At 73.3% G+C, this 25,984-nt stretch carries 24 protein-coding genes and 1 pseudogene; 8 read left to right on the forward strand and 17 right to left on the reverse strand.

What is annotated here, in order from left to right; all coding sequences use genetic code 11:
• Positions 1–26 precede the first annotated feature (26 nt).
• Entirely contained in the window at positions 27–2,249 is a 2,223-nt protein-coding gene (locus ACFQRF_RS06200; RefSeq protein ID WP_379869567.1) for an MMPL family transporter, read from the reverse strand.
• 201 nt (positions 2,250–2,450) lie between these two features.
• Between ACFQRF_RS06200 and ACFQRF_RS06205 the strand changes: the two genes are divergently transcribed.
• On the forward strand, positions 2,451–3,179 hold the full coding sequence (locus ACFQRF_RS06205; protein ID WP_379869780.1) for a TetR/AcrR family transcriptional regulator: 729 nt from the start codon (positions 2,451–2,453) through the stop codon (positions 3,177–3,179).
• On the opposite strand, the gene ACFQRF_RS06210 is transcribed toward ACFQRF_RS06205, so the two are convergent.
• A complete protein-coding gene (locus ACFQRF_RS06210; RefSeq protein ID WP_379869568.1) occupies positions 3,149–3,484 on the reverse strand; it encodes a hypothetical protein in 336 nt (111 codons plus the stop codon). The two genes, ACFQRF_RS06205 and ACFQRF_RS06210, sit on opposite strands and share 31 nt — an antisense overlap.
• 159 nt (positions 3,485–3,643) lie before the next feature.
• Between ACFQRF_RS06210 and ACFQRF_RS06215 the strand changes: the two genes are divergently transcribed.
• From ACFQRF_RS06215 to ACFQRF_RS06225, 3 genes are all read left to right on the forward strand, one after another.
• Complete coding sequence (locus tag ACFQRF_RS06215; RefSeq protein WP_379869570.1) at positions 3,644–4,585, forward strand: neutral zinc metallopeptidase; 942 nt, start codon at positions 3,644–3,646, stop codon at positions 4,583–4,585.
• 2 nt (positions 4,586–4,587) lie between these two features.
• Positions 4,588–5,184, forward strand: coding sequence for an RNA 2'-phosphotransferase (locus ACFQRF_RS06220; protein ID WP_379869571.1), 597 nt, complete (start codon positions 4,588–4,590; stop codon positions 5,182–5,184).
• Positions 5,185–5,502: 318 nt separating this feature from the next.
• Entirely contained in the window at positions 5,503–5,940 is a 438-nt protein-coding gene (locus ACFQRF_RS06225; protein ID WP_379869572.1) for a hypothetical protein, read from the forward strand.
• 141 nt (positions 5,941–6,081) lie between these two features.
• On the opposite strand, the gene ACFQRF_RS06230 is transcribed toward ACFQRF_RS06225, so the two are convergent.
• Positions 6,082–6,867 (reverse strand): SDR family NAD(P)-dependent oxidoreductase, encoded by a 786-nt coding sequence (locus ACFQRF_RS06230; protein WP_379869573.1) that lies wholly within the window; start codon positions 6,865–6,867, stop codon positions 6,082–6,084.
• A gap of 90 nt (positions 6,868–6,957) precedes the next feature.
• Between ACFQRF_RS06230 and ACFQRF_RS06235 the strand changes: the two genes are divergently transcribed.
• Complete coding sequence (locus ACFQRF_RS06235) at positions 6,958–7,551, forward strand: TetR/AcrR family transcriptional regulator (protein ID WP_379869574.1); 594 nt, start codon at positions 6,958–6,960, stop codon at positions 7,549–7,551.
• A 339-nt stretch (positions 7,552–7,890) separates the two neighbouring features.
• Here the strand turns inward: ACFQRF_RS06235 and ACFQRF_RS06240 are convergent, their stop codons facing one another.
• The 5 genes and pseudogenes from ACFQRF_RS06240 to ACFQRF_RS06260 all read right to left on the reverse strand — a co-directional run bounded on the left by ACFQRF_RS06240 (position 7,891) and on the right by ACFQRF_RS06260 (position 13,726).
• Entirely contained in the window at positions 7,891–8,397 is a 507-nt protein-coding gene (locus ACFQRF_RS06240; protein ID WP_379869575.1) for an FBP domain-containing protein, read from the reverse strand.
• A gap of 70 nt (positions 8,398–8,467) precedes the next feature.
• Positions 8,468–9,826 carry an FAD-dependent oxidoreductase gene (locus ACFQRF_RS06245; protein ID WP_379869577.1) on the reverse strand — a complete coding sequence of 453 codons (1,359 nt, stop codon included), beginning with the start codon at positions 9,824–9,826 and terminating at the stop codon, positions 8,468–8,470.
• Positions 9,827–10,102: 276 nt separating this feature from the next.
• Positions 10,103–12,034: a 1-deoxy-D-xylulose-5-phosphate synthase gene (gene dxs / locus ACFQRF_RS06250; RefSeq protein WP_379869578.1), complete on the reverse strand. Its 1,932-nt coding sequence runs from the start codon at positions 12,032–12,034 to the stop codon at positions 10,103–10,105.
• Positions 12,035–12,401: 367 nt separating this feature from the next.
• Positions 12,402–12,956 (reverse strand): annotated as a pseudogene (gene mug, locus ACFQRF_RS06255) (G/U mismatch-specific DNA glycosylase); the annotation flags it as partial.
• A 41-nt stretch (positions 12,957–12,997) separates the two neighbouring features.
• Positions 12,998–13,726, reverse strand: a complete 729-nt coding sequence (locus ACFQRF_RS06260) for a sulfite exporter TauE/SafE family protein (RefSeq protein WP_379869580.1) — start codon at positions 13,724–13,726, stop codon at positions 12,998–13,000.
• Between the two features lie 85 nt (positions 13,727–13,811).
• Between ACFQRF_RS06260 and ACFQRF_RS06265 the strand changes: the two genes are divergently transcribed.
• A complete protein-coding gene (locus ACFQRF_RS06265) occupies positions 13,812–14,669 on the forward strand; it encodes an endo alpha-1,4 polygalactosaminidase (RefSeq protein ID WP_379869581.1) in 858 nt (285 codons plus the stop codon).
• A 122-nt stretch (positions 14,670–14,791) separates the two neighbouring features.
• On the opposite strand, the gene ACFQRF_RS06270 is transcribed toward ACFQRF_RS06265, so the two are convergent.
• From ACFQRF_RS06270 to ACFQRF_RS06295, 6 genes are all read right to left on the reverse strand, one after another.
• On the reverse strand, positions 14,792–15,007 hold the full coding sequence (locus tag ACFQRF_RS06270) for a hypothetical protein (RefSeq protein ID WP_379869582.1): 216 nt from the start codon (positions 15,005–15,007) through the stop codon (positions 14,792–14,794).
• Between the two features lie 248 nt (positions 15,008–15,255).
• Positions 15,256–16,506 carry a sugar ABC transporter permease gene (locus tag ACFQRF_RS06275; protein ID WP_379869583.1) on the reverse strand — a complete coding sequence of 417 codons (1,251 nt, stop codon included), beginning with the start codon at positions 16,504–16,506 and terminating at the stop codon, positions 15,256–15,258.
• Entirely contained in the window at positions 16,506–17,291 is a 786-nt protein-coding gene (locus tag ACFQRF_RS06280; protein ID WP_379869585.1) for an ATP-binding cassette domain-containing protein, read from the reverse strand. Before ACFQRF_RS06280 ends, ACFQRF_RS06275 begins: the two co-directional genes overlap by 1 nt.
• A 52-nt stretch (positions 17,292–17,343) precedes the next feature.
• Positions 17,344–18,504, reverse strand: a complete 1,161-nt coding sequence (locus ACFQRF_RS06285) for an ABC transporter substrate-binding protein (protein ID WP_379869586.1) — start codon at positions 18,502–18,504, stop codon at positions 17,344–17,346.
• Positions 18,505–18,769: 265 nt separating this feature from the next.
• Complete coding sequence (locus ACFQRF_RS06290; protein WP_379869588.1) at positions 18,770–19,942, reverse strand: ROK family transcriptional regulator; 1,173 nt, start codon at positions 19,940–19,942, stop codon at positions 18,770–18,772.
• 98 nt (positions 19,943–20,040) lie between these two features.
• Entirely contained in the window at positions 20,041–20,445 is a 405-nt protein-coding gene (locus ACFQRF_RS06295) for a hypothetical protein (protein WP_379869589.1), read from the reverse strand.
• A gap of 133 nt (positions 20,446–20,578) precedes the next feature.
• Between ACFQRF_RS06295 and ACFQRF_RS06300 the strand changes: the two genes are divergently transcribed.
• The gene (locus tag ACFQRF_RS06300) at positions 20,579–21,157 is read left to right on the forward strand and encodes a nucleoside/nucleotide kinase family protein (protein ID WP_379869590.1); all 579 of its coding nucleotides are present in this window, start codon (positions 20,579–20,581) and stop codon (positions 21,155–21,157) included.
• A gap of 91 nt (positions 21,158–21,248) precedes the next feature.
• The gene (locus ACFQRF_RS06305; RefSeq protein WP_379869591.1) at positions 21,249–21,650 is read left to right on the forward strand and encodes a nitroreductase family deazaflavin-dependent oxidoreductase; all 402 of its coding nucleotides are present in this window, start codon (positions 21,249–21,251) and stop codon (positions 21,648–21,650) included.
• A 22-nt stretch (positions 21,651–21,672) separates the two neighbouring features.
• On the opposite strand, the gene ACFQRF_RS06310 is transcribed toward ACFQRF_RS06305, so the two are convergent.
• The 3 genes from ACFQRF_RS06310 to ACFQRF_RS06320 form a co-directional block, all read right to left on the reverse strand.
• The gene (locus ACFQRF_RS06310; protein ID WP_379869593.1) at positions 21,673–23,754 is read right to left on the reverse strand and encodes a WD40 repeat domain-containing serine/threonine protein kinase; all 2,082 of its coding nucleotides are present in this window, start codon (positions 23,752–23,754) and stop codon (positions 21,673–21,675) included.
• A gap of 114 nt (positions 23,755–23,868) precedes the next feature.
• Entirely contained in the window at positions 23,869–24,465 is a 597-nt protein-coding gene (locus ACFQRF_RS06315; RefSeq protein ID WP_379869595.1) for a WD40 repeat domain-containing protein, read from the reverse strand.
• Between the two features lies 1 nt (position 24,466).
• On the reverse strand, positions 24,467–25,909 hold the full coding sequence (locus ACFQRF_RS06320; RefSeq protein WP_379869596.1) for a protein kinase domain-containing protein: 1,443 nt from the start codon (positions 25,907–25,909) through the stop codon (positions 24,467–24,469).
• Positions 25,910–25,984 lie beyond the last annotated feature (75 nt).

Consider the following 25,984-nt stretch of genomic DNA (forward strand, 5'->3'; position numbering starts at 1 on the left):
CGGCGCTCCCCGGGTTGGCGGACGGCTCAGCGCACGGAGGTGACCCGGTCCTCCGCCGGCCGGTCGCTGCCGGCGGTTTCGCCGCCGGACTCCCCCTCGGTGATGCCGACGCGGTCGTGCAACCGGCGCAGTGGCCGCGGCAGCCACCAGTTGGCCCGGCCGAGCAGCCGCATCGTGGCCGGCACCAGCAGCGCGCGGACCAGAGTGGCGTCGACCGCCACCGCCACCGCCAGGCCGACACCGATGATCTTGAGGAAGAGCAATTGTGAGGACCCCATCGCGGCGAGCACCACGACCAGCAGCAGCGCAGCGCTCGTGATGATCCCGCCGGTCCGCTGCAGCCCCACCGCGACCGCGCGCGTGTTGTCGCCGGTGGCCAGGTACTCCTCCCGGACCCGGCTGAGCAGGAACAGCTCATAGTCCATGGCCAGGCCGAACGCCACGATGAGGATGAGCACCAGATAGGTGGGGTCGATGGTGCCCACGGCGTCGAACCCCAGGACCCCCGCGAGGTGGCCCTCCTGGAAGCCCCAGATCACCACGCCCAGCGAGGCGCCGAGGGACAGAAAGCCCATCAGGACGGCCTTCAGCGGCAGCACGAGGGAGCCGAACGCCAGGAAGAGCAGCATAAGGGTGACCGCGATGACGAACACCAGGGTCCAGGGGACGGCGCCGACGATCGCGGCGACGCTGTCGATCTGCTCGGCCGCCGCGCCGCCGACCAGGACCTCCTCCGCGCCGCTGGGCTCCGGTTCGGCACGCACGTCGCGCACCAGGTCGGCCGTCGCCGGGTCGTCGGCCTCGCCCTCGTAGCCGACGGTGACGTGCGCGACGTCGCCCTCCGCGCGCGCCACCGTGGCGCCGGTCGCGCCGTCCAGGGCGTCGAGCCGTTCCAGGTAGTCGGCCATGTCGGCGTCGCCGACCGAGCCGGAGACCGCGACGTCGATCGTGCCGGTGCCCCCGCCGTAGAAGTCCTCGCGCAGCGCCGTCATCGCGGCCCGGCTGTCGGAGTCCTCGGAGAGGTACCGGTGGTCGGTCATGCCGAGCTGGCTGGACAGCAGCGCGGAGGCGGAGACGAGGAGCAGCGCGCCGACGGCCAGTACGTAGCGGACGGGGCGCCGCATCACATTGTGCGCCAGCCGCGCCCACGGGCCGTTGCCGTCGGCGGCCTCGGTGGCGGACGGGGTGCGCGCGCCGGTCCGCGACCGCCGCGGCCAGGGCAGCCGCAGCGCGTCGATCCGCCGCCCGATCACCGCGAGCAGGGCGGGGAGGACCACGAGGGCGGCGACGAGGTCGAAAAGCACCACGGCGATGCCGCCGAGCCCGATGGAGCGCAGCATCGGCTGCGGGAAGAACAGCAGGCCGCCGAAGGCGATGAGCACCGTGACACCGGAGAAGGCGACGGTGCGGCCGGCGGTCGCGAGGGTGACGGGCAGCGCCGCCGCCGGATCACCGCTGCGGGACAGCTCCTCGCGGAACCGGTTCACCATGAACAGCCCGTAGTCGATGGCCAGCCCGAGGCCGAGGATCGTGGCGACGTTCACCGCGAACACCGAGACCTCGGTGACGTAGGTGAGCGCGCGCAGCAGGACGAGGGAGCCGAAGATGGCGAGTCCGCCGACGGCGAGGGGCATGAGGGCGGCGACCACGCCGCCGAAGATCGCCACCAGCAGCACGAGCAGGATCGGCAGCGAGATCAGTTCGGCGCGCACGACGTCGCTCTCGGCGCTGGCCGACAGCTCGCTCTCGATCGCGACCGGGCCGGCCAACCGGGTGTCGAGTTCCCCGGCGTCCAGGTCCTCGTGGATCTCTTCGAAGTTGGCCATCCGTTCCTCGCGGGTGTCCCCGGCCAGGGTGATGGCGACGTAGGTGGCGTGCTGGTCCTTGGAGACCAGGGCGCCGAGTTCGCGTTCGGAGAGTCCTTCGTCGAGGTAGCTGGTGATGGAGGTGGTCGCGTCGTCGGGGATGCGGTCCAGCGCGCGCTGCACGGCCGTGGCGAAGGTGGGGTTGTCGACCGTGATCTCGGAACTGCGGTAGACGGCGATGACGTCGACGGCGTCGTGTCCGAGTTCGTCCTCGATCAGGTCGGTGGCGCGCGACGACTCGGCGGCCGGATCCCGGAAGCCGCCGTCGCTGACCGCTCCGAAGAGCCCGCTGCCCCACCAGACGGCGAACGCCGTGAACAGGACCGTTCCGGCGAGCACCCACACGCGAGCGCGGTAGCCGAAGGCGCCCAGCGCGGAGAACATGGATGTGCCTCCCGGGTGTTAGGTTAGTGAATGGGCGTCATATAAGTAAACGCCGTTAGCATACGGCGTTCACCGGCGTCTGGACACCGACCGAGGGAGGGTCGCGTGCGCCCCGGCCGGGCGGCTCGCGACGGCAGTGAAGGACGGAACGTGGCTGATCAGGCGGCACCGGCCGAGGAGGAGGCGGGCCCGCCCCGCGGCATGTCCCGGCGGGAACGTGTGCGGGAGACCACACTCGCCGAGATCAGGACGATCGCCCGCCGGCACCTCGCCGAGCACGGACCGTCCGGGGTCTCACTCCGGGGCATCGCGCGCGACATGGGCATGACCGCGCCCGGGTTGTACCGCTACTTCGCGAGCCTGGACGACCTCATGCTGGCCCTGCAGGCCGACTTCTTCGCCGAACTCGCCGACGCCGTGCGCGGGGCCGGCGCGGCCGTCCCCGAGGACGACCTCGACGGCCGGATCCACGCCGCGCTGCGCGCCTTCCGCGCCTGGGCGGTCGCCAACACCAGCGAGTTCACGCTGCTGTTCGGGCCCCCGGGTCCCGCACACGTCGGCTGCCCGAACGAGGGCGAGGCGATGGCCGCCGGCCAGGCCTTCGCCGGGATGTTCTTCGCGCTGTTCGACCGGCTGGTGGCGGAGGAACGGTTCCCGGTGCCGGCCGAGAGCGAATTGTCGCCGGAACTGTCCGAACGGCTGCTCGCCTTCGCCGAGCACACCGGCTTCCGGTCCCCGAACGCCTCGCCCGGCGCGCTGTACGTACTCGTCGCCTGCTGGGTGCGGCTCTACGGCCTGGTCTGCATGGAGGTCTTCCAGCAGCTGGCGTTCGTCATGGGCGACATGCGGCCGATGTTCGAGGCGGAGCTGCGCGGCATCCTCGCCACCGTCGGAGTGCGCTACCGGCCGCCGGACGACCGGCCGGTCTGATCGGCGCGCGGAGCGTCAGGTCCGCGGCGCGCGGCGTCGCGTTCGGCGACGAGGTCGGCGACGTCGTCCAGGGTGAACAGCGACCGCGTCGCGTCGGCCACCCGCCAGCCGCTCGCCTCCGGCTCCCAGAACACCTGGACCTCCAGGCCCTCGTGCGGGTCGCCGCCCACGGTGGAGTCCTGGGCGGTCGTGACCCGGACGTCCTCCACCCGGATCCGCCACCCGCTGGAAGCCACCTCGACCACCACCGGCGTGGTGTCGGCGAGGCCGGCGAGGTGGTCACGAAGCGCGCCTACGGTGAGCACGGCCGCAGTATCGCACGGATGCCGCGGACGGCCGCGTGCCGCGGCCACTCTCCCGGCTCCGCGCCGCATTCCGGATCTGGTCAGGGGCTCCGCCGGCGTTCTGCGGCGAATAGAGTGTGAGGCACCCTTCTCCCTGCTCGTGCAGAAAGATCCCCTCCTGTGGACACCCCCCTTGCGGCTCCGCCGGGTCCCGAGCCTGGGGCGGAGCGACCGTCCGCGCCGCCCCCCGTCCCCCGGCCGCGCACCCCGGCGCCGGTCCTGATCGCCGCCGGTGGCTCCGCGGTGGCCGCGCTGGTGGCGCTGGTCATCTGCGTGGCGCTCGTCATCTCCTCGCTCAACACACCGGCGGCCAGCGCCGCGTACAAGCCGAGCGGCGCCATACCGCACCATCCGCACCCCCGCCCGGCCGCGCAGGTGGTCCTGGACGAGCATCCCGTCTACGAACTGCCCGGGCCCCGCAGCACCACCTGCGCCGACCCGCGGCTGGACCCGGACTCCGCTGCCTCCTGGGAGGACTTCAACGCCGAGATCGGCGACTGCCTGGACGAGGCGTGGTTCCCGACCCTGAGCGACCTCGGCGTGCGCCCCGCCTCCCCCACCCTCGTCGTCCTCGACGAGAACGACGTGGACAGCGAGGACGAGGAGGGCATGACCCTCGCCTACTACGACGACGCGGACCAGACGATCAACGTGCTGCTGCCCAGCGTCAGCGAGATGTCGGAGGGCGTGCCGGGCGCCGAGGACGAGGGCGTGTGGGTGGCGCTGCTCGCCCACGAGTACGGCCACCACGTGCAGGCGCAGGTGGGGATCCTCGACCGCTCCTACGTGGAGGAGGAGAAGGCCGAGAGCGAGGAGGCCGGTCTGGAGATGCTGCGGCGCACCGAACTCCAGGCCGAGTGCTTCGGCGGCGCCGCTCTGCGCGCGCTCGGCCTGTTCACCGACCGGGAGGCCGACGCCATCAACGAGGTGTTCAACGGCGGCTCCGACCTGGAGACGCACGGCACGGAGGACAACCGCATGTACTGGTTCCTCCAGGGGTGGAACGGCAGCACCGTGGAGGACTGCAACACCTACGGCGCGGACGAGCGGCTGGTGAAGTGACGGTGGCGGGCGCGGACCGCCGCCGTCTGGTGCGCCGGTCGAGGTTCCTCGCCCGGGTGCTCCGGCACGAGCCCGAACTCCTCGGCCTCACGCTCGACCCGGCGGGATGGGTCGCGGTCGAGGATCTGCTGGCGGCCTGCCGGCGCGCCGGTGTCGGGCTGACCCGCGCCGAACTCGACGAGGTGGTGGCGGGCAACGACAAGCGCCGGTTCGCCTTCAGCGCCGACCGGCGGCGGATCCGCGCCCAGCAGGGGCACAGCGTCCCGGTACGCCTGGACCTGCCGCCGTCGGCACCGCCCGCCGTCCTCTACCACGGCACGGTCGGCCGCTCACTGCCCGCCATCTTCACCGAGGGGCTGCGGCCGATGACCCGGCACGACGTCCACCTCTCCCCCGACCCCCAGACGGCCCGCCGGGTCGGCGCCCGGCGCGGTTCCCCGGTGGTTCTGCGGGTGGCCGCCGGCCGCATGCACGCCGACGGCCACACCTTCCGGGTCACCGGCAACGGCGTGTGGCTGGTGGCAGCGGTGCCCACGACGTACCTGGACGTCCTGCCGGAGGATGCCGTCCAGGGTTTCGGCGGCGACGGCGGACCTTGATGACTCTGCTGCTGACCCGGTCCGAGATCACCCGGCTGCTCGACCCCACCGCCGTCCTGGCCACGCTGCGCGCCGGCTTCCGCGCCACCGCCGCGGACATCGCGCCGCTGCGGTCGCGCACGGACCTTCCCGGTCCGGGGACCGCCACGGCGCTGCTGCCCGGACTCGTCGCGGAGATCCCCGCCTACACGGTGAAGGTCAACGCGAAGTTCCCCGGCGCCGCTCCGGCCCTGCGCGGCCTGGTCCATCTCCACGATCTCGCGGACGGACACCGGGCGTGCCGAGGCGTTCGCCCGCGAGCACGCCGCGCCGCTCGGCGTGCCCGTCGAGACGGTCGGCACGGCGCGCGCGGCGGCCGCCCGCGCGGCCATCGTCGTGCTGGCCACGTGGTCGCGCCGGCCGCTCATCCACGCCGCGGATCTGCGCCCCGGTACGCATTTCACGGCGCTCGGCGCCGACGAGCCCGGCAAGATCGAACTGGCCGGCGACGTGCTGAGGGCCGCCCGGACGGTCGACGACGACATCGGGCTGAGCCTGGACGCCGGCGCGCTCGCCGCCGCGGGGCTGAGGGCGGACGCCGTGCACGCGACCATGGGCGAGATCCTGCGGGGCGAGCGGCCCGGTCGCGTGCGCGCCGACGAGATCACCGTGTACGCGCCGGTCGGCCTGCCCTGGCAGGATCTCGCCCTGGCCTGGCCGGTGTACCGGGCCGCGGTCGCGGCCGGCGCCGGTGTGGAGATCGACTTCCTGTCCTGAGGCCGCCCGCCGCCGGACGGGGGCGCCGTCGGTGCGCTGCGGCCCGCCGCACGCCGACGGCCTGGACGTGGCCCCGCCGCCTGAACGCCCCCGGCCCCGCCGCGGCCGGCGCGTGGCCGGGGGCCGGGGGGCTCGGCGGCGTCAGAGCAGGGTGTGGCCACCGTCCACGGTGATCACCTGGCCGGTCACATAGTTGTTCGCCATGAGGAACAGCGCGGACGCGCCCGCCTCGGCGGGGTCGCCCAACCGGCCGAGCAGGGTCTTCGCACCGTGCTCGGCGGCAGCGGTGTCGCTGTCGAGTTCGAGCCTGTCCCGCAGCAGCGGGGTGTCGAAGGGGCCGTAGCGGACGGTGTTCACTCGCAGTCGGCGGGGTGCGAACTCCACGGCGAGCGCTCTGGTCATCGTTTCGACGCCGCCGGCGACCGCCAGCAGGCCGCTGGTACCGGGGACCGGGCGGACCAGCATGGTGCCGGAGGTGAGCGTGATCGACCCGCCGGCCGGCAGCCGGGTCGCCGCGAGCCGGGCGGCGATCAGGGCGCCCCAGATCCGGTTGTCGAAGGTCGAATGGAGGTCGTCGACGGAGATCTCGCCCACCGGGCCGCCGCCCGCGAAACCGCCCGCCGTCACCAGCACGTGGTCGACCGATCCGGCGCGGTCGAAGATCTCGGCCAGCGCGTCCTCGTCCGCGACGTCGGCGGACGCTCCGATGACCGCGTCCGCGGGACCGTCGCCCCGGACCCGGGCGACGGCGGCGTCCAGCCGGGCCTGGTCGCGGCCGACCAGCACGACCCGCGCGCCGACCTCGCGGAGCAGGATGCCGGCCGCGAGTCCGATGCCGGAGCTGCCGCCGATGATGACGGCCGTGGAGTCGGCGAGTGCGGTCGGCAGGGGTGAGCGCACCGGTATGGGGGTGGCCGTGCCGGACATGGTGCCTCCTCAAAGGAAATAAACCATCTGGTTGGTTTAGAGCATGGCGCACCGCACCCCCGAAGTCAACCGGATGGTTTAATTCAGGGCATGAGCTACGACGCAGAGGCCACGAGGCGGCGGATCCTGGAGGCCGCCATCGCCGAATTCGCCGCGCACGGCCTGGCCGGGGCCCGGGTCGAGCGCATCGCCTCCACCGCCCGGGCCAACAAACAGGCGATCTACCTGTACTTCGGCGGCAAGGAGCGGCTCTTCGGCACCGTCGTGCAGACCAAGGTGGACGAGATCTGCTCTCCCGAGACGCTCACCCCCGACTCGGTGGCCGAGGTCGTCGGGCAGATCTTCGACTGGTACCAGGAGCATCCGGACCTGATCCGGCTGCTCCTGTGGGAGGCCCTGGAGACCCGGGGAGAATGCGTGCACGGCGAGGAGGAGCGCCGGGCGACGTACCGGGACAAGGTCCGATCCCAGATCGAGGCGGGCGCGGGCGCCGACGTAACCGAGCCTGAGCGCACCCGCGTCGTGCAGGACTGGCTGTTCACCATCCTCGGCCTGATCGCCTGGAATTTCGCCGTCCCGCAACTGTGCCGCCTGATCCTGGACGAGGACGACGAGGCCGCCGCCCTCGCCCGGCGCCGCGAGGCCGTGGTGTCCGCGGCCCGCGCGCTCTCCGTGGCCGGCTGAGGCGACCGGGAGCGTCCGGGGAACGTGCTCGCACCCTACGACGGCGCACGCCGGTGTTCCACGCCCGCCGATGCCGGGCAGGTGGATCGCCGATGGCGCGTCGGGGGCCCGGCGTTGACGGCCGTCCGCCCGGCCCACGTCACCGTGACCTCTTCGGAAGCGACCGCCGGCGAGCCGGCATCGCCGCGCCGCGCGGGGTTCCGCGCCGCCGCCACGTTCCCGTTCCGCCCCGAGAATACGGCGGGCCGACCGTAGCGGGTGCGGGGGCGGCCCCGGCTCGTTCGTGACGCACGGCTGGGCGACGGCCGTGCCGCGAGCCCTGCGGCGAGTAGGTCCCGGTCAGGGCCGGTCGTCGAGCACCCGGTCCAGGAACCGGCCGAGGTTGCCGAGGGTGCGTTCGACCTGCTCCTCCAGGGTCAGCGACTCCTCATAACGGTCCACGAGAGCGCCCTTCTTCCTCCCCCGCACGTAGAGCGGGCACGCGAGATCGGCGCACACATAGGCGCCCACCGTGTTGCCCTGACGGCCCGCGGCGCCCACCCGGCGCGCGGTGAGCAGCGACACCCCCGGCCCCGTGTGCGAGGTGATGCAGAACGAGCAGACCGTGGTGGTGGTGAGCCCGCGCTTCACCGCCGGCGGGACCCGCAGCGCCACCCCGACGAGGCCGCCGTCCCGCTCGGCCACGAGGTAGCCGCGCTCCGGCGCGCCCGGGTCGCGCCAGCCCAGGAAGTCGAGGTCCGGCCACGGCAGCTCGTCCAGGCGTTTGGGGAGGCCGAGCCGCCGCGCCTCGCCCTTGGAACAGTTGACGAACGACCGGCGGATTTCCGACTCAGTAAGGGCACGCATGGTGCGGGAACCTAACATCCCGCCGACCGCGCCGTCACCCGATTTTTCGCCGGGGCACCGGCCGGCCTGCTCAGCGCCCGATCGCCTCGAAGAGCTCGTCCCAGCCCAGCAGCTTGACCCGCTCGCCACGCCCGAGGGCGGCGGCGCGGCCGGCCTCCGCCGTGTCGATGGCGAGCCAGTCCTGGTAGTCGGTCGCCCGGGCTCCGGCGTCGGCCAGCACCCGCTCGACCGGCACGTGCGCGCCGCGACGGCCCGCCCGCAGGCCGGGCGCGTCGTCCAGCAGCGCGCGGACGGTGGCGGCGGCGTCGGACTTGTTCGTGCCGATCACCCCGGTTGCGCCGCGCTTCAGCCAGCCCGCCACGTAATCGCCGCGTACCACCGAGCCGTCGGCGGCGAGGACCCGGCCCTCGGCGTGCGGGACCGTGTGCGCGGCCTCATCGAACGGCACGCCCGGCAGCGCCACGCTCGCGTAACCGACCGAGCGCAGCACCAGCCCGACCGGCAGGGACTCGTGCTCGCCCGTACCGGCCAGGCGGCCGTCGGCGTCCAGCTCGGTGCGCTCCACCTCCAGTCCGGTGACGGACCGGTCCCCGAGAATGGCGGTCGGGCGCACCCAGAACCGCAGGTCGACGCGGCGCGGCCGGCCCACCGGCTCGCGGGCGGCCCACTCCTTCATGATCCGCAGGTTCGTGCGGGCGGCGCGCGCGGCGTGCAGCATCTCCTCGCCGTTGGGGTCGATGTCGAGCTGATCCGGCCGTACGACGACGTCGGCGTTGTCGAGATGCCCGAGGTCGCGCAGCTCGTTGGCGGTGAACTTGGCCTGCGTGGGACCGCGCCGGCCCAGCAGGTGGATCCGGCGCACCTTGCTGGCGGCCAGCACGTCGAGCATCGGCTGCGGGATGTCGGTGCCGCGGAGTTCGTCGGCGCTCTTGGCCAGGATGCGGGTGACGTCGAGCGCGACGTTGCCGACCCCGATGACCGCGACCTCCTCGGCGTCGAGCAGGAACCGCTCGACCTCCGCGTCCGGATGCCCGCAGTACCAATTGACGAAGTCCGTGGCGGCCACGCTCCCCGGCAGATCCTCGCCCGGGATGCCGAGCCGCCGGTCCACGGCCGCCCCGGTGGCGTAGACGACCGCGTCGTAGGCGCGGGCGAGGTCGGCGCGGGTGACATCACGGCCGAACTCGACGCCGCCGACGAACCGCACGTCGGGGTGTTCCAGGACCCGCCGGAGCGCGCGCGCCACCCCCTTGATGGTGGTGTGGTCCGGGGCCACGCCGTAGCGCACCAGACCGTAGGGGGTGGGCAGCCGGTCGAGGATGTCCACGGCCACGGCTTCGCGGTTCTGCCGGGTCAGCGCGTCCGCCGTGTAGATACCGGCGGGGCCCGAGCCGATCACCGCCACGCGCAGGGGGTCGGGAGTGGTCATGGGTCCATTGTCCCGCACGTCACGGGGAACGGTGCGACACCGGACCGATCGGCCGGCGCCCCTTCAGAGGGGGCTCGGGGCGTCAGCGGAAGTCGAACTCCCCGGCGCGGACACCGGCGGTGAACGCCTGCCACTCCTCACGGGTGTAGATGATCACCGAACCGTTCGTGCGGCGAGGTCGTCTGGACCTGACCGCGGAAACGCTCCGGCCGTCCACCCGGAGGGGCGGACGGCCGGAGCGGCGGTCTCTGGAGGAGAGGGGGCCGAGGGCGGCGGTCAGGCCGCCGGCTCGTCGGCGGACTCGTCGGCGGCGGATCTCTCGGTGTAGCGGGAGACCGTCTCGGTCAGTTTCCGGGCGAGGTCCTGCGGGGTGAGTCCCATCTCGGCGAGGATGGCGTCGCGCTTGGCGTGGTCGAGGAACTCCTGCGCCACACCGAAGGTGCGCACCGGGATGTCGAGATCGGCGTCGCGCAGCGCCCGGGCCACGGCGTCGCCGACCGCGCCCACCCGGCCGTTGTCCTCCACCACGGCGACCACGGCGTACCGCGCGGCCTCCTCGACCAGCGCCGGGTCCAGGGGCTTGACCCAGCGCGGGTCGAGCACGGTGACGCCGATGCCCTGATCGGCCAGCCGGTCGGCGACCTCGCAGCAGGTCTCCGCCATCGTGCCGACCGCCACCAGCAGCAGGTCCTCCTTACCGTTCACGCCACGGGAGGCCGCGCTGCGCAGCACGTCCATCCCGCCGACCTTGCCGACGGCGGGGATGTCCGGGCCGACCGCCGTCTTGGGGTAGCGCACCACGGTGGGGCCGTCCTCCACCGCCACCGCCTCACGCAGCAGTTCGCGCATCCGGGTGCCGTCGCGGGGCACCGCCAGGCCGAGGTTGGGCACGACCTGGAGGATGGACAGGTCCCACATGCCGTTGTGGCTGGCGCCGTCGTCACCGGTGATGCCCGCGCGGTCCAGGGCGAACGTGACCCCCTGCCGGTGCAGGGCGACGTCCATCAGCACCTGGTCGAAGCAGCGGTTGAGGAACGTGGCGTACACCGCGACCACCGGGTGCAGGCCGCCCATGGCCAGACCGGCGGCCGACGTGGCGGCGTGCTGCTCGGCGATGCCGACGTCGTACAGCCGGTCCGGGTAGGCCTCGGCGAACGCGGCCAGCCCGGTGGGGTGCAGCATGGCCGCCGTGATGGCCACGATGTCATCGCGCTCCGCACCGAGCTTGACCATCTCCTCGCTGAACACCGAGGTCCAGCTCACACCGGACTTCGGCTTGGCGATGCCGGTCTCGACGTCGAAGGCGCCGAGCGAGTGGAACTGGTCCTCCTCGTGGTTCTCGGCGGGCGCGTACCCCTTGCCCTTGCGGGTGATGCAGTGCACGATCACCGGGCTGCCGAAGTCACGGGCGCGGCGCAGCGCCCGCTCCACCGCCTGGGCGTCATGCCCGTCGATCGGGCCGAGGTACTTGAGGCCGAGGTCCTCGAACATGACCTGCGGCTGGATGGCGTCCTTGATGCCCTTCTTCAGGCCGTGCAGCGCCTCGTACAGCGGCGGGCCCACCACGGGGGCGCGGTTGATGGCGGTCTTCGCCATGTCGAGCATCTGCTCGTAGCCCTGGCTGACGCGCAGCGTGGCCAGATGGTCGGCCAGTCCGCCGATGGTGGGCGAGTAGGAGCGGCCGTTGTCGTTGACCACGATGACGACCCGGCGGTTCCTGCCCTCGGCGATGTTGTTCAGCGCCTCCCAGGCCATACCGCCGGTGAGCGCGCCGTCGCCGATCACCGCCACGACGGCGCGGTCCCGCCGCCCGCGCACCTCGTTGGCCTTGGCCAGCCCGTCGGCGTAGGAGAGCGCGGTGGAGGCGTGCGAGTTCTCGATGAAGTCGTGCTCGGACTCGGCGCGCGCCGGGTAGCCGGACAGCCCGCCCGCGCGCCGCAGACCGGAGAAGTCCTGCCGCCCGGTGAGGATCTTGTGCACGTAGGACTGGTGCCCGGTGTCGAAGAGGATCGGCTCGCGCGGGGAGTCGAACACCCGGTGCAGGGCGATGGTGAGCTCCACGACCCCGAGGTTGGGGCCCAGGTGTCCTCCGGTGCGCGAGACCTCCGAGATGAGGAACTCCCGGATCTCGCCGGCCAGCTGGGGGATCTGGTCGGCGGAGAGTCTCTTCAGGTCCTGCGGACTGCGAACCGCCCCGAGCAACGTCACTCTCGTCATTCCCCTCGTCTGCCGGACAGTGTGTCGTGCCAGTGGGCGCGGGCGGCGTCTCCGTGTTCTGCCACGGAGAAGCCTTCTCCGTTCCGCCACGCGGCGGCGATTTCGCGTTCCGTCACGTAGGCGGCCACCCGTGCTCGCACCGGTTACCGAGTGTAGAAGCCGCATTGGGCGGCTTTTGCCCGAACCTATCTCAGCCGGATGACGGCCGTCCCGCTTCCCCGCCGCCGCATTCCGTGGTGGTTCCGTCGGCAATGTCGCCCCACTCGGCCGGGAAGGCGGCGTCGTCCCGTTCCGCCACGGAGGCGGCATCCCCCCGTTCCGCCACGGAGGCGGCATCCCCCCGTTCCGCCACGGAGGCGGCACGACGCAGCCGGGCCAGTTCCTCCGCGATCGTGTCGACGGTCCAGTGCGCGTTCAGCCCGCTGGGGTTGGGCAGCACCCACACCGGTGTGCCGGCGATCCGGTCGGGCTGCGGGCCGACCCGCGCGCGCGGCCGGTCGAACGCCTGCCGGTAGGCGGTGACCCCCAGGACGCCCAGCACCCGCGGCCGGTACTCGCGCAGCAGCCCGGCCAGCCGCCGGCCGCCGGCCCGCAGTTCGGCGGGGGTGAGTTCGTCGGCGCGCGCGGTCGCCCGGCCGACCAGGTTGGTGATGCCGTACCCCCACTGCGGCAGCAGGTACTGCTCGGCCGGGCGCAGCAGCCGTGGGGTGCAGCCGGACCGGTGCAGCGCCGGCCAGAACCGGTTGCCGGGCCGGGCGAAGTGGTGCCCCGTGTAGCCGGAGTACAGCCCAGGGTTGATCCCGCAGAACAGCACGATCATGTCGCGGCCAAGAACGTCGGGGATCGTGCGGCCGTGCGCGGCCGCCAGCTGCTCCTTGGTGGGGCGGGGCGAGGGCGCCGGGGAGGTGGTCATGGAACTCCAGGGTATGCCAGAGCGGCCGGCCGCCCCGGCCCTCAGATCCAGTGCAGCGCGGAGCGCGCGACGAGCAGCGCACCCGAGGCCGCAACGAGCGCCAGCAGGGCGGTCCGCTGGACGGCGCCGTCCAGAATCCGGCGCAGGGGTCCGGCCAGCAGGAAGCCGGCGACGGCGAAGGGGACGAGGGCCGCCCCTGCCGCCGCCTGGCGCGCGTCGAGCTGCCCGCCGACCGCGAGGGCCAGCAGCGATCCCGCCACCCCGATCGCGAAGTATCCGCCGAGGGTGGCGCGCACCGTAGGTCCGCGCTCCCGTTGGTACACGAGGGCGATGGGCGGCCCGCCGACCGACGTCGCGGTGCCGGTCACGCCCGACACGACCCCGGCGACCGCCAGCGTGATCGGGGTCGGCCGCAGCCGGGGCCTGCTCGCCGTCAGCGCGGCGGCCGCCAGCACCAGCACTCCCACGGCGAGGCCGAGCGCGTCGGCCGGGAGCGCGGCCACCACCCACACCCCGGCCACCGTTCCGGGTACGCGGCCGGCGAGTGCCCAGCCGATGCCGCGCCAGTCCATGTGCCGCCACTCGGCCGCGAGCGTCAGCAGAGGGAGCACGGCGGTGACGACCATCACCGATCCGGGCATCAGGCCAGGGTCGAGCAGCGACACCACCGGCGCCGCGACGAGGGCCAGGCCGAGGCCGACCCCGCCCTGGACCATGGCGCCGACCAGCACGGCCGCGCCGGCGATGAGCAGGACCGATGACTCGGGCATAGGCCGGAGATCGTAGCACCGCAGTGCCGGCCCGCCGCGGGGGTTTCCGGGCCACGTGCGAGACACCGCGTGACATCATGTGGCCATGAGTTTGCGAACGCGTGGCTTCATGCCATTGATCCCCCCGTCCGTACTCGCTCTCACGCTCGGATTCGCCGTCGGCTGCGCTCCGGCGGCCGATGTCCAGACCACCTCGGGCGAGCAGGAGACGCCCGCCGCGGCCATCGCCGAGCCCATGCCGGCCGACCCGGTGTGGGACTACCAGATCGGCGGCGGCTACCCGCCGGCCGACGACGTGCAGGTGGTCCTGCGGGACCGCGAGGACGACCCCCAACCCGGGCTGTACAACGTCTGCTACGTCAACGGCTTCCAGGCGCAGGAGCACGAGAACGCGTGGTGGGTGGAGAACCACCGTGACCTGCTGCTGTGGGACGGCAACGGCGAACCGGTCATCGACGACGACTGGGACGAGCAGTTCCTCGACCTGCGGACCGAGGACCAGCGCGAGCGGCTGGCCGACATCATGGGCGGCTGGATGGGCGGCTGCGCCGAGGCCGGGTTCGACGGGGTGGAGATCGACAACCTCGACTCCTACACGCGCTCCGGCGGCCTGATCAGCGAGGAGGACGCGTTCGCCTACGCGACACTGCTCGTCGAGCGGGCGGACGAGCTCGGCCTGACCATCGGGCAGAAGAACGCCGCGGAGGCCACCGGCCTGGGAGTGGAGGCCGGGTTCGACTTCGCGGTGGCGGAGGAGTGCGCGCGGTGGAACGAGTGCGACGACTACGCCGACGCCTACCCGGACCGCGTCCTTGACGTGGAGTACCGCGAGCAGGACTTCGCGCTGGCCTGCGAACGCGACGCCGACATCGTCTCGGTGATCCTGCGCGACGTCGACGTCCTCCCCGAGGGCGAACCGGGACACGTGCGCGAGGTCTGCTGACGGCCGACCGGCGGCCTCCGCCCACCCCGCGGAACGGGGCGGGCACCGGGAACGGGCGGCGCACGAGGTGCGCCGCCCGTTCCGTCCGTCCGGCCGTCTCGCCCGCGTCCGGCGCGGCCCGGCTACAGCTCCCGCTCGGGCGACTCCAGACCGGGAATCTCCCACTGCCAGACCGGGGTGTCCTCGTCCACCGGCACGCGGACCAGATCGATGTCGACGCCGCCTCCGGCGGGCGTCGCGCCCTCGGTGCGGTCCGCCCGCTGCCGCGCCCCCGGCACGGTGATCATCAGACCGGCGGCCCATTCGTTCTGCGTCGCCGTGCGGTGCGATCCCGCCATGTTCGCTCCCCCGTCCCTGACGTGTCGCCGGCCGCTCCCCCGGCCGGCCGCTGCTACCAGCCTGCCCGCTTCCGGGCCGCTCCGAGCAGGGGCGATACCAGAAAATGCCGAGAATCTGGGCCGCGCTCTACCGAAACGGCGGTGCCCCCGGGGGAGCCGTCACCCGGGGGCACCGCGGCCGGTCGCGCCAGCAGGGATGGGAGTGAGGGGACGCGGCGCGACCGGCCCCGCGCGATGCCGGCCGGGGTTCAGCCGCGGGCGTGCGCCCGCCGGCTGCGGCGCGACACCGCGTCCAGGATCACCGCGACGAGCAGCACGGCCGCCGTGATCATGTACCGGACCGAGGAGTCCATCTGCAGCAGGTACAGGCCCGAGGTGATCGCGCCCAGCACCAGACCGCCCAGCAGCGCGGAGTAGGCGCTGCCACGGCCACCGAACAGGCTGGTGCCGCCGATGACCGCCGCGGCGATCGCCAGCATGAGGACGTCGCCGCCGCCGCTGGACTGGCTGACCGCGAAGCCCCGGGAGACGGCGAGAATGCCGCCCACCGCGGCCAGCGTGGAGGCCAGCGCGAACACCGAGATGCGGATCAGGTCGACGTTGATGCCGGCCCGCCGCGCCGCCTCGGCGCTGCCGCCGACCGCGAACACCATGCGGCCGTACCGGGTCTTGCGCAGCACCAGGTCGAAGACCACCACGAAGCCCAGGAAGATGAGGAACGCGAGGGGCACCCCGTTCCACAGGTTGAGCACCGCCACCCCGCCGAACACCGGGACGGCGAGCAGCCCGGCGCGCAGCAGCACCTCGGCGACCGAACGGGCCGGCAGCCCCGCGGCCGTGCGGCGGCGCTCGCCGTACAGGGTGAGCCCGGTGTACAGGCCCACCGCGACCACCGCGATCCCCCAGCCGACGGCCGGCACGAAGTAGGTCTGGGTGAGGTAGGCGATCGCGCCGTCGTAGGGGACGTTGATGGTCCCGTCGGAGCCGAGCAGATAGAGCTGGGCGCCCTGCCACCCGATGAGACCGGCCAGCGTGACGACGAACGCCGGCACGCCGACCTTGGCGAAGATCGTGCCGTGCACCACCCCGATCAGCGCGCCGGTGAGCACCGCCAGCGCGATCGCGACCGGTTCGGGAAGCCCCTGGTTGACGGCCAGTACCGCGAGCACCGCGCCGGAGACCCCGGAGACCGAGCCGACCGACAGGTCGATCTCGCCGAGCAGCAGCACCATGATGACGCCGCACGACATCAGCCCGGTCGAGACCACCTGCAGGGTCAGGTTCGACAGGTTCTGCGGGGACAGGAAGTTGCTGTTCAGCGACTGGAAGACCACGCAGATCACGACGAGACCGACGAGGACCGGCAGCGCCCCGAGCTCGCCGCCGCGCAACCGGCGCAGCCCGGCCTGGACGAGTCCCCTGGGCGAGCCGCCGGCCACGATGGGCCGTGGGTCCGGTGCCGGAACGGTCTCCCCGGCCACGGGCGTCTGCTGGGCCATCACGCTTCCTCCGATCCGGGCACGGCGACGCGTCCGGCCCGCCGCGCCACGGGGTTGTCCGCGGCGCCGGTGATCGCCGCGACGATCTCCTCATAGCTGGTGTCCTCGACCCGGAAGTCGCCGGCGTTGCGCCCCAGCCGCAGGACCACGGCGCGGTCGGCGACCGCGCGCACGTCAGCCATGTTGTGGCTGATCAGGATGACGCCGAGCCCCTGGTCGCGCAGGCGCTCGATGAGGTCGAGCACCTGCGCGGTCTGGGCGACCCCCAGCGCGGCGGTGGGCTCGTCCAGCATCACGACCTTGGGCTCGCCCAGCAGCGAGCGCGCGATCGCGATGATCTGGCGCTGCCCGCCGGACAGCGACGCGACCGGCACCCGCAGACTGGGGATGCGCACCGACAGCGAGTCGAGCAGCTCGCGGGCGCGGCGTTCCATGCCCACCTCGTCCAGCACGCCGGCCGTGGTGCGCTCGCCGCCGAGGAACAGGTTCGCGACGATGTCGAGGTTGTCGCACAGCGCGAGATCCTGGTAGATCGTGGCGATGCCGAGTTGCTGGGCGTCGCCCGGCTTGTTCACCGTGACGGGACGCCCCTCCCACAGGAGGGTCCCGGTGTCGGCGGGGTTGACGCCCGCGATCACCTTGACCAGCGTGGACTTGCCGGCGCCGTTGTCGCCGAGCAGGGCCACGACCTCGCCCGGGTGGACGCGCAGGCTCACGTCGCTGAGCGCCTGCACGGCACCGAATCTCTTGGATATCCCGGACAGCTCCAGGACCGGTTCACTCATCGTCTTTCCTCACCTGCGCCCGGAAGGGGTTGTGCGGCACGCCTGCGTCCGGTCAGGACGAGGCGGCCTCCGTGCAGAAGTCGGTGTCGGCGTAGGCGTCCGTGCAGATCTCCTCGATGGAGTAGTAGCCGTCGGAGATGACGGTGTCCTCGATGTTCTCCTCGGTGACCACCACCGGGTCGAGCAGCACCGCCGGGACGGTCTCGCCTCCGGCGTCCTCGACCTCGATGAGCCCGAACTCCCCGCCGTCGTACTCCTCACCGGTCGCCGCGGCGATGGCCATCTCCGCGGCCGTGCGGGCCTCCGGCTGGATCGCCTTGTAGATGGTCATGTACTGGTCGCCGGCGATGATCCGCTGGATGCCGGCGAGTTCGGCGTCCTGGCCGGTCACCGGCGGAAGGTCGTCCACGCCGGCGCTCTTCAGCGCGGCGATGACACCGCTGGCCATGCCGTCGTTGGCGGAGTAGACGCCGTCGATCTCGTCGGCGCCGATGGAGGTGATGGCCTGCTCCATCTGCTGCTGGGCACGGTCCGGCGACCAGTCGGGGGTGTCGTACTCCATGCCGATGGAGACCTGACCGTCGAGGACCTCGTGCGCGCCGGCCTTGTAGTCGGCGGCGTTGGGGTCGGTCGGCGATCCGTTGATCATGACGATCTCGGCGTCCTCGCCGGCCTCTTCGGCCTCCAGGGCTTCGATCAGCGCCTGCGCCTGCACCGTGCCGATGGTGTGGTTGTCGAAGGAGACGTAGTAGTCGACCCCGCCCTGGGCCAGGCGGTCGTAGGCGACCACGGGGACGTTCTGGCTCTGGGCCTGCTGGACGATGCTGGCGGCGGCCTCCGCGTCGACCGCGTCGAGGACGAGCACGTCGACGCCCTCGGTCAGCATCGCCTCGGCCTGCGACTGCTGCTTGGAGGTGTCCTGGTCGGCGTTCTGGTAGGCGACCGTGCAGTTCGGGCAGAGGTCGGCGATCGCCTCTTCGAAGAACGGCCGGTCGAACTTCTCGTACCGCGTGGTCTTGGACTCGGGCAGCAGCAGCCCGACCTGGAAGCCCTCCTCGACCGAGGCGCTGGGGCCGTCCCCGCCCGCCGCGCCGCCGGTGGTCGTGCCGCATCCGGTGACGGCCAGGGCGAGGATCGCGGCGGCGGCGACGGCGACGCCGGAGAGCGTGCGTCGGCCGCGTGCGGTGGCGGGGGTTCTGCTTGGCGTGTTCACGGGTCTGACCTCCTCGTCGGTCCACCGGCCGGGGGATACCGGAGGCGAGTGTGACCGGTGCAACGTGGGGTGGGTCACTCGGTGGACGTGCGTGCAGTCAAACTCTTCGCCACCTTGACGTCAAGCCTTGAACACATAACCGTAACGTCACAACGCTTACATTCAAGCCGTGAAGGAAAGGTTCGCGCAGCTCACAGCCGGTCCGCGGCGCCGGGCGGACGGAAGGGACCGGTAACGTCAGGTGCCGACGCGGGGGCGCCTCGGTCTAGTCCGCCGCACCGAGCCGTGCCAGCCGCAGCGCGCCGTGCAGCGCGGCCCTGGTGCCGAGGTCGCCACGGACCAGGCGCAGCTGCCGCAGCGCGCTGCCGAGCGTGGCCAGCTCCATGGCCCGGCGCATGGGCTCCAGCAGCAGTTCGCCGGCCTCGGCCAGCTCGCCGCCGACGATGATCGCCTGCGGGTTGAACGCGTTGGCGATGACGGCCACCCCGCGCCCGAGCGCCGTACCGGCCTCGGCGATGATCCGCCGGCACCCGGGGTCGTCGTCCCGGGCGGCCGCCACCAGGCCCGGCAGGGTGGAGGGCGCCACGACGTCGGTGTTGTGCGGGACCATGTTCAGCAGGTAGGGGGCGCCGACCAGCGTCTCCAGGCAGCCCCGGTTGCCGCAGCGGCACACCTGCCCGCGCTCGTCCAGCCCCACGTGGCCGATCTCCCCCGCCGTGCCGCCGGCTCCCCGGAACAGCCGGCCCGCCACCACGAGCCCCGCTCCCACGCCCTCCGACGCGGTGACGTGCACGACGTGGTCCAGGCCCCGTGCCGCGCCTTCGGCGGTCTCGGCCATGGCGGCCAGGTTGGCGTCGTTCTCGGCGACCACCGGCAGCCCGAGGCGGTCCGACAGCTCGGCCGCCGGCCGGAAACCGGCCCACCGGGGCATGCAGGTGATGCCGCCGATCTCTCCGGTGGCGGGATCGATGGGCCCCGGGACCGCCGCGGCCACCGAGGTGACCATGGAGCGGTCCACCCGCGCCGCGATCAGCAGCGTCTCGGCCAGCCACACGGCGCGCCGCACCCCCCGGTCGGGGTCGGCCGCCACGTCGTAGCCGATGGTCTCTTCCAGCAGCACCCGGCCGTCGTTGTCACCGAGGGCCACCTGGAGCCGGCCGTAACCGAAGTCGATGCCGACCACGACCCCGGGCTGACGCACCAGCGAGACCGCCCGCGCACGCCGGCCGTTCGACGAGGTCTCGCGGACCGACACCACGCCGATCCCGCGCAGGTCGCGCACGATGTTGGACACGCTCGCGGCGGACAGGCCGGTACTGCGCGCGATCTCCGCCTGGGTGAGGGTTCCGCCCTCGCGCAGCGCCGCGATCACGCGTTGCCGGTTGGCCCGCCGCAGCGCGGCCTGCGACCCGGGCGTCACCTCGGCGTCCGTGCCCACGGCTCCTCCTGCGTGTGTCGGCGGTCGGCGATGCCGATGACAGCGAGCTTACAAGGCTTGAACCCAGCAGCCGTCACCTACCGCGCCGCGGATCCGCGTCAGTCCGGAGCCGCCAGCCCGTAGAGGTGCCCGAGTGCCGACACCGCGCCGAGCGCCAGCCGGGCGGACTCGGCCGGCCCGGAACGAAGCAAGGCGGCCACCGTGCCGAGCGCACGCCCGAGGCGGGTGCGCTTGGGCCGGGCTCTGGTGATCTCCTCCTCGATGTGGCCGACCGCGGCCAGGTAATCGGCCTGGTCGACATCGTCGAGGCCGAGGTCGGGCAGCGCGTCCCACAGGCGTTCGACCAGGGCGCTGAGTTCGGCGCCCGAGGCCGGCCCGCCCGACCGCCCGGCGCGGCCGTGGGGGCCGACGACGAACTGATTACCGGAACCACTGTTGTGGATCACGGTGTGGTACGTCGGTGCCGGATCGCCGGCACCGCTGTGGTCACGCCAGGCGTTCACGCGCTTCCCCCCGATGGCACGCTCGACGGCAGGGCCCGTGCGGCGGCCGGAGCGCCCTCCCAGTGCGCCGCCACCCCACCTGACCAGCATATTCGTACATGTGTTCGATGTCCAGTCGGGTTACACTTCCGCCATGCCCGTACTCTCCGCCGCGGCCACGACGCTGTGCGCCGACATCGCCGCCCTGCTACGCTCCGCCCCCGCCCGCGCGGGCCGGCACCGCGTCCTGGCGATCGAGGGCCGGTCCGGCGCCGGCAAGTCCTGGCTGGCGAACCTGCTCGCTGAGCGGCTGGCCGCGCCGCTCCTGCGCATGGACGACCTGCACCCCGGCTGGGACGGCCTGGCCGCCGCGGCCCCGCTCGCGCGGCGCTGGATCATCGAACCGCTGCTGGCCGGCAGCACGCCGCGCTGGCGCCGCTACGACTGGGAACGTGGCGAGCCGGGCGCCTGGGAGCACACGCCGGTGGCCGGCACGTTGCTCATCGAGGGGTGCGGCTCGGGCGCCGCCGAACTGCGGGCGCACCTGTCGCTGCTGATCTGGGTGGAGGCGCCCGCCGACCTGCGCACCGCCCGGCTGGCCGAGCGTCCCGACGCGGCCCTCTACTCGCCGTACCAGGAGATGTGGCGGCGCCAGGAGGAGGCGTTCTACGCCCGCCACCGGGTCCGGGAGCACGCCGACGTGATCGTGCACAACGCCACGACCGCCGAATGACCGGGCGGCCGGTTCGATTCCGCGGCGCGGGTAAAGACGTAGAGACACGGTAAGGACGGCGGGCGAGGACCGCGAAAGGACGGGTGACCCCATGCTCTACGGTGCCGAACACGTCAAGCGCTACGTCGAGACCGGCGGCAGGGAGGGCCATGACTGGCGCGGCGCCCAGGTCCTGATCCTCACCACCACCGGCCGGCGGACCGGCAAACAGCACAGCACCCCGCTGATCTACGGCCGCGATGGCGAGAACTACACGGTGGTGGCGTCGCTTGGCGGAGCACCGGACCACCCGCAGTGGTACAAGAACCTGGTGGCCGACCCCACCGTCCGGGTGCAGGTCAAGGCGGACGTCTTCACCGCCGAGGCCCGCACCGCCACGGAGGAGGAGAAGGCCCGGCTGTGGCCGGAGATGGCGCGCATCTGGCCGGACTACGACGACTACCAGGCCAAGACGGAGCGGTCCATCCCGCTGGTGATCCTGCGGCCAGTGTGACCCCGGCGGCACCGGCCGCGGATCAGCGCGCCAGCTCCCACAGGTAGATCCCGCCTTCGCGGTCGCCCACCACGAGCAGGGCGCCTTCGTGGCTGAAGGCCAGTGCGCTCGCGTTGAGTCCGCCCGGGGCGTCCAGTTCGGCCAGCGGCTCCTGGCGGGACAGGTCCCACACGATCGCCGACCGGTCGACGACCTCACCGCCCGAGGTGACGAGCAGCGATCCGTCCGGGCTGAACGCGATCTCGTGGACCGGACCGGAGTGTCCCTGGAGCCGGCCCACCTGGACCCCGCTCTCGATGTCCCACAGGTTGACGACGTGGTCGTTGCCGGCCGTCGCGAGAACCGCGCCGTCCGGGCTGACCGCCACGTCGTTCACGGTGTCGCCGCCGTGTTCGATCTCGGCGATCACGTCTCCGCCGACCGTGGCGTCCATGACGTAGGCGGTGCGCCCCTGGGCGGTCGCCAGCCACGGCTCGGTGGGATGCCAGGCCAGCGCCGGGACGACCGGGCGGCTCCCGGAGAGGTCGATGCTGCCCAGCTGCTCGCCGGTGCGCGCGTCCCAGATCCGGATCACCAGGTCGTCGCCGACACTGGCGAGCCACGCACCGGTGGGGTCGTGGGCCAGGTCCCAGATGCCGTTGGTCACCTGCACGCCCCTCGCGTGAGCGTCGGAGGTCGTCCCGCCGTCCGGGGCGTCGCGTTCGAGGAAGTGCACGATCCCGTCACTGTCGCCGTAGGCGACGTACCGGTCGTCGGCGGACCAGGACACGTTGGAGGCCACCCACCCTCCCTCGATTCCCGTCGAGGCGTCGGTGATCCGCTCGCCCAGCCGAACGTCCCAGATCTCCAGCATGCGGGTGCCACCGACGAGGAGACGTTCACCGTCCGGGCGGAACGCCAGGGACAGGATGGGCTCCGCGCGGGAGTCCTGCACCGTGATGGGTTCGCCGAAGTCGGCCGCGGTCAGCGACGGTTCCGGGAACTCGTGCGGCCGCAGGCCGGCGGGCTGCTCGGCGGTGCCGCCGCCCTGCGCCGCCGCACCGGCCCCGGCCGGCGGCGCGTCCGTGTCACCGGAGTCCCCGCCCCGGCCGGGCAGGCCGCTCAGCGCGACCGCGGTGGCCGCACCGCCCACGAGCAGGGCGGCCGCCGCCGCGCCGGCGATGACCGGCCAGCGGCGGCGCCGCTTCGGCTCCGGCCGCGGTTCGGGCCGTGGCGGGAGCGCGAGGTAGGAGCGCGCCTCGTTCTCCTGTTCGGCGACGAGCCGGGCCGCGGCGTCGGGCAGCCACGAGCCCTGCGCGGGCACCGGCGCGGCTCCGAGCCGCTGCAGCAGCGTGTCCGGGGTCGGCCGCGCGGCCGGTTCCTTCGCCATGCAGGCGGTGACGATCTCCCGGAGCCAGGGTGGCATGCCTTCGGTGTCGGGCTCCGCGGTGGTGATGCGGTACAGCATGGCCGCGGCCGGGGCCTGCCCGAACGGCTCGCGCCCGGTCGCGGCGAAGCACAGCACGGACCCGAGCGAGAACACGTCCGACGCCGGGGTGATCTCGTGACCGTAGGCCTGCTCGGGCGACATGAAGCCGGGGGTACCGACGATCGAGCCGTCCTGCGTGGCCAGGGCGGCCTCGTTGGAGCGGGCGATGCCGAAGTCGATCACCCGCGGCCCGTCGTGCGCCATCAGCACGTTCGCGGGTTTGAGGTCACGGTGCACCAGTCCCGCCGCATGGATCGCCCGTACGGCTTCCGCGAGCCCGAGTGTGAGGACGCGCAGCGTGTCCTCGGGCAGGGGCCCGGCCGCCCGGACGGTCTGGCGCAGCGTGGGGCCCGCCACGTAGCTGGTGACCAGCCACGGCTGAGCGGCGTCGGGGTCGGCCTCGATGACGTCGGCGCTGAAGGCGCCGCTGACCCGCTGCGCGATCGCGACCTCACGGGCGAACCGGCGCCGGTAGCCGTCCTCGTCGGCCAGCCCCGGCTTGATCACCTTGATGGCGACCAGCCGGCCGGAGCGGGTGGCGCCGAGGTAGACGTCGCCCATCCCGCCGGAGCCGAGCCGGGCGACGAGCCGGTGGCCGCCGATGCTCGTGGGGTCGGTGGGGGCCAGAGGTTTCATGGCGAGCGGTACTCCTTGCTCGTGCGGCGGGGGCCGCGTGGGTGGGCACGGGCGGCTCCGGGCCGCGGCACGCGCCCGGTGCGAATCGAACCGGCCGGCGCCTCGGCCGGACCGTCAGGCGTCGTCCGGCAGGCTCCACAGCCGCAGCGAGCCGTCGAAGTAGCCGACGGCCAGCCGGGTTCCGGCGGCGTCGAAGGCGATCCGTCCCGAGGCTCCCGGGACGTCGAGGGCGGCGACCTGCCGGCCGGCGGTGAGGTCCCACAGCCGGACGGTCTCGTCGGCGGCGATGGTGGCGGCCATCGTCCCGTCCGGGGTGAGGGCGATGTCGACGACGGTGTCGGTGTGGCCGATCAGTGCCGCGATCCTGTCGCCGGTGGCGGCGTCGATGACGTTGACGACCTGGTCCGTTCCGCCGCCGACCAGCCGTTCGCCGTCGGGCGTGAAGGCCATCGCCCACGGCGGACGGCCCTCCTGGTCGAGTCGGCCGCGTTCCGCGCCGGTGGCCGCGTCGAGCAGCCGGATCTCCGTACCGACCACGGCGGCGACGGTGGTGCCGTCGGGGTGCAGGGCGAGTTGCCCGGACAGCGCCACATCATCGGGGGAGCCGACGCGGACCGTGTTGCGCGGCTCGCCGGTGGCCGCGTCGAAGAAGTGCACGGCGCCTTCCTCATCGGTGGCGATCAGGCCGGCGCCGTCGGGGGTGAAGGCCATGTCAAGGACCCGCCGGGGGCGTCTCCTCGGCGAGCGAGAGCGGTGCCCGGTCGGCGCCTTCCGGCCCGTACTCCCAAAGGGTCTCCGCGGTGGCGCGGTCGCTGACGTAGATCCAGCCGCCGTTGGTCCCGGCCGCGGCCACGGCGCCGTCGCGGCTGTAGGCGAGGGCGCTGACGTCGGAGGTGCCGGACCGGGCGCCCGGCATCCGTTCGCCGGTCTCCAGGTTCCACTCATCGGTGCCCCCCGGGCCCCCGGCGTACAGCCGTGCCGGGTCCGCGGGGTCGAACCCCAACGGCAGGACCACGGCGTCGCGCGCCGGGACGAAGAGCGTCCCGGCCAGCTCACCGGGGTCGAGGTCCGGGGTGAAGGCCGCGCCGGCCACGGGTGCGGGGTGGGCCGTGGGAGTCGCGCCCTCCGCCACCGGATCGCCCGGGGCGGCGGGCGGCCCGAGCGGCAGCGCACCGGACCGGACGGCGGCGATGCCGCCCGCGATCAGGACCAGGGTGGTGACCGCGGCGGTCCCCGCGATGAGCGCCCGCCGACGGCGGGCCGGCCGCCGCCCGGCCAGCAGCTCGCGTGCCCGCCGCTCGCGGGCGGCGATCGTGTCGAGGACATCGGGCGGCGGCCACGGCGCCGTTCCCGGCGCCGTGGCGGGCAGCGCCTCCAGGATCCGCCCGGGGGCCGGCCGCCGGTCCGGCTCTTTGTCGAGACAGGCCGCGAGGAGACCGTGCAGTTCGGGCGGCACTCCGGCCAGGTCGGGCGGCTGCGTGATCACCCGGTGCAGCACCGCCGGTACCGTGTCGGCGCCGAACGGCGGGCGGCCGGTCGCGGCGTAGGCGACGACGGCACCGAGCGCGAACACGTCGCCGGCCGGGGTGGGCGCGCCGCCGGCGGCCTGCTCGGGCGCCATGAAGCTCGCGGTGCCCTCCAGCGCGGCGGGGAGGGTGGCCGCGGTCGCGTCCACCGGCCGGGCGAGGCCGAAGTCGATGACCCGCGGCCCACCGCGGTCCAGCAGGATGTTGGCGGGCTTGAGGTCGCGGTGCACCAGGCCGGCCCGATGGAAGGCGTGCAGTGCCTCGGCCAGCCCGGCGGTAAGGGTGATCAGCGCGGCGGGTGGCAGCGGCCCGCTCTTCTCCACGGCGGAGCGCAGGTCGGGTCCCGCGACGAACGCGGTGGCCAGCCACGGCTGTGGCGCCTCGGCGTCGGCCTCGACCACCGGCACGCTGACGGCGCCGCCGACCCGGCGCATGGCCGCCACCTCGGCGGCGAAGCGGTCCCGGAACCCCTGGTCGTCGGCGAGTCCGGACGAGATCAGCTTGATGGCGACCAGCCGCCCCGACGGCCCCCGCCCGAGGTAGACCCGCCCCATGGAACCGTCGCCGAGCACCGCGAGGACGTCGTGGTAGCCGATCCGGCGGGGATCGGAGGGGGTGAGCGGGCGCACGGAACCTCTCGGAAATGGGCCGAACGTTCAGGAGGGAGGTCCGAGGCTACCCACTTTTACCGCTATATGTAGCAG

It is taken from the genome of Marinactinospora rubrisoli (genome assembly GCF_042664915.1).
GTDB classification, from domain to species: domain Bacteria; phylum Actinomycetota; class Actinomycetes; order Streptosporangiales; family Streptosporangiaceae; genus Marinitenerispora; species Marinitenerispora rubrisoli.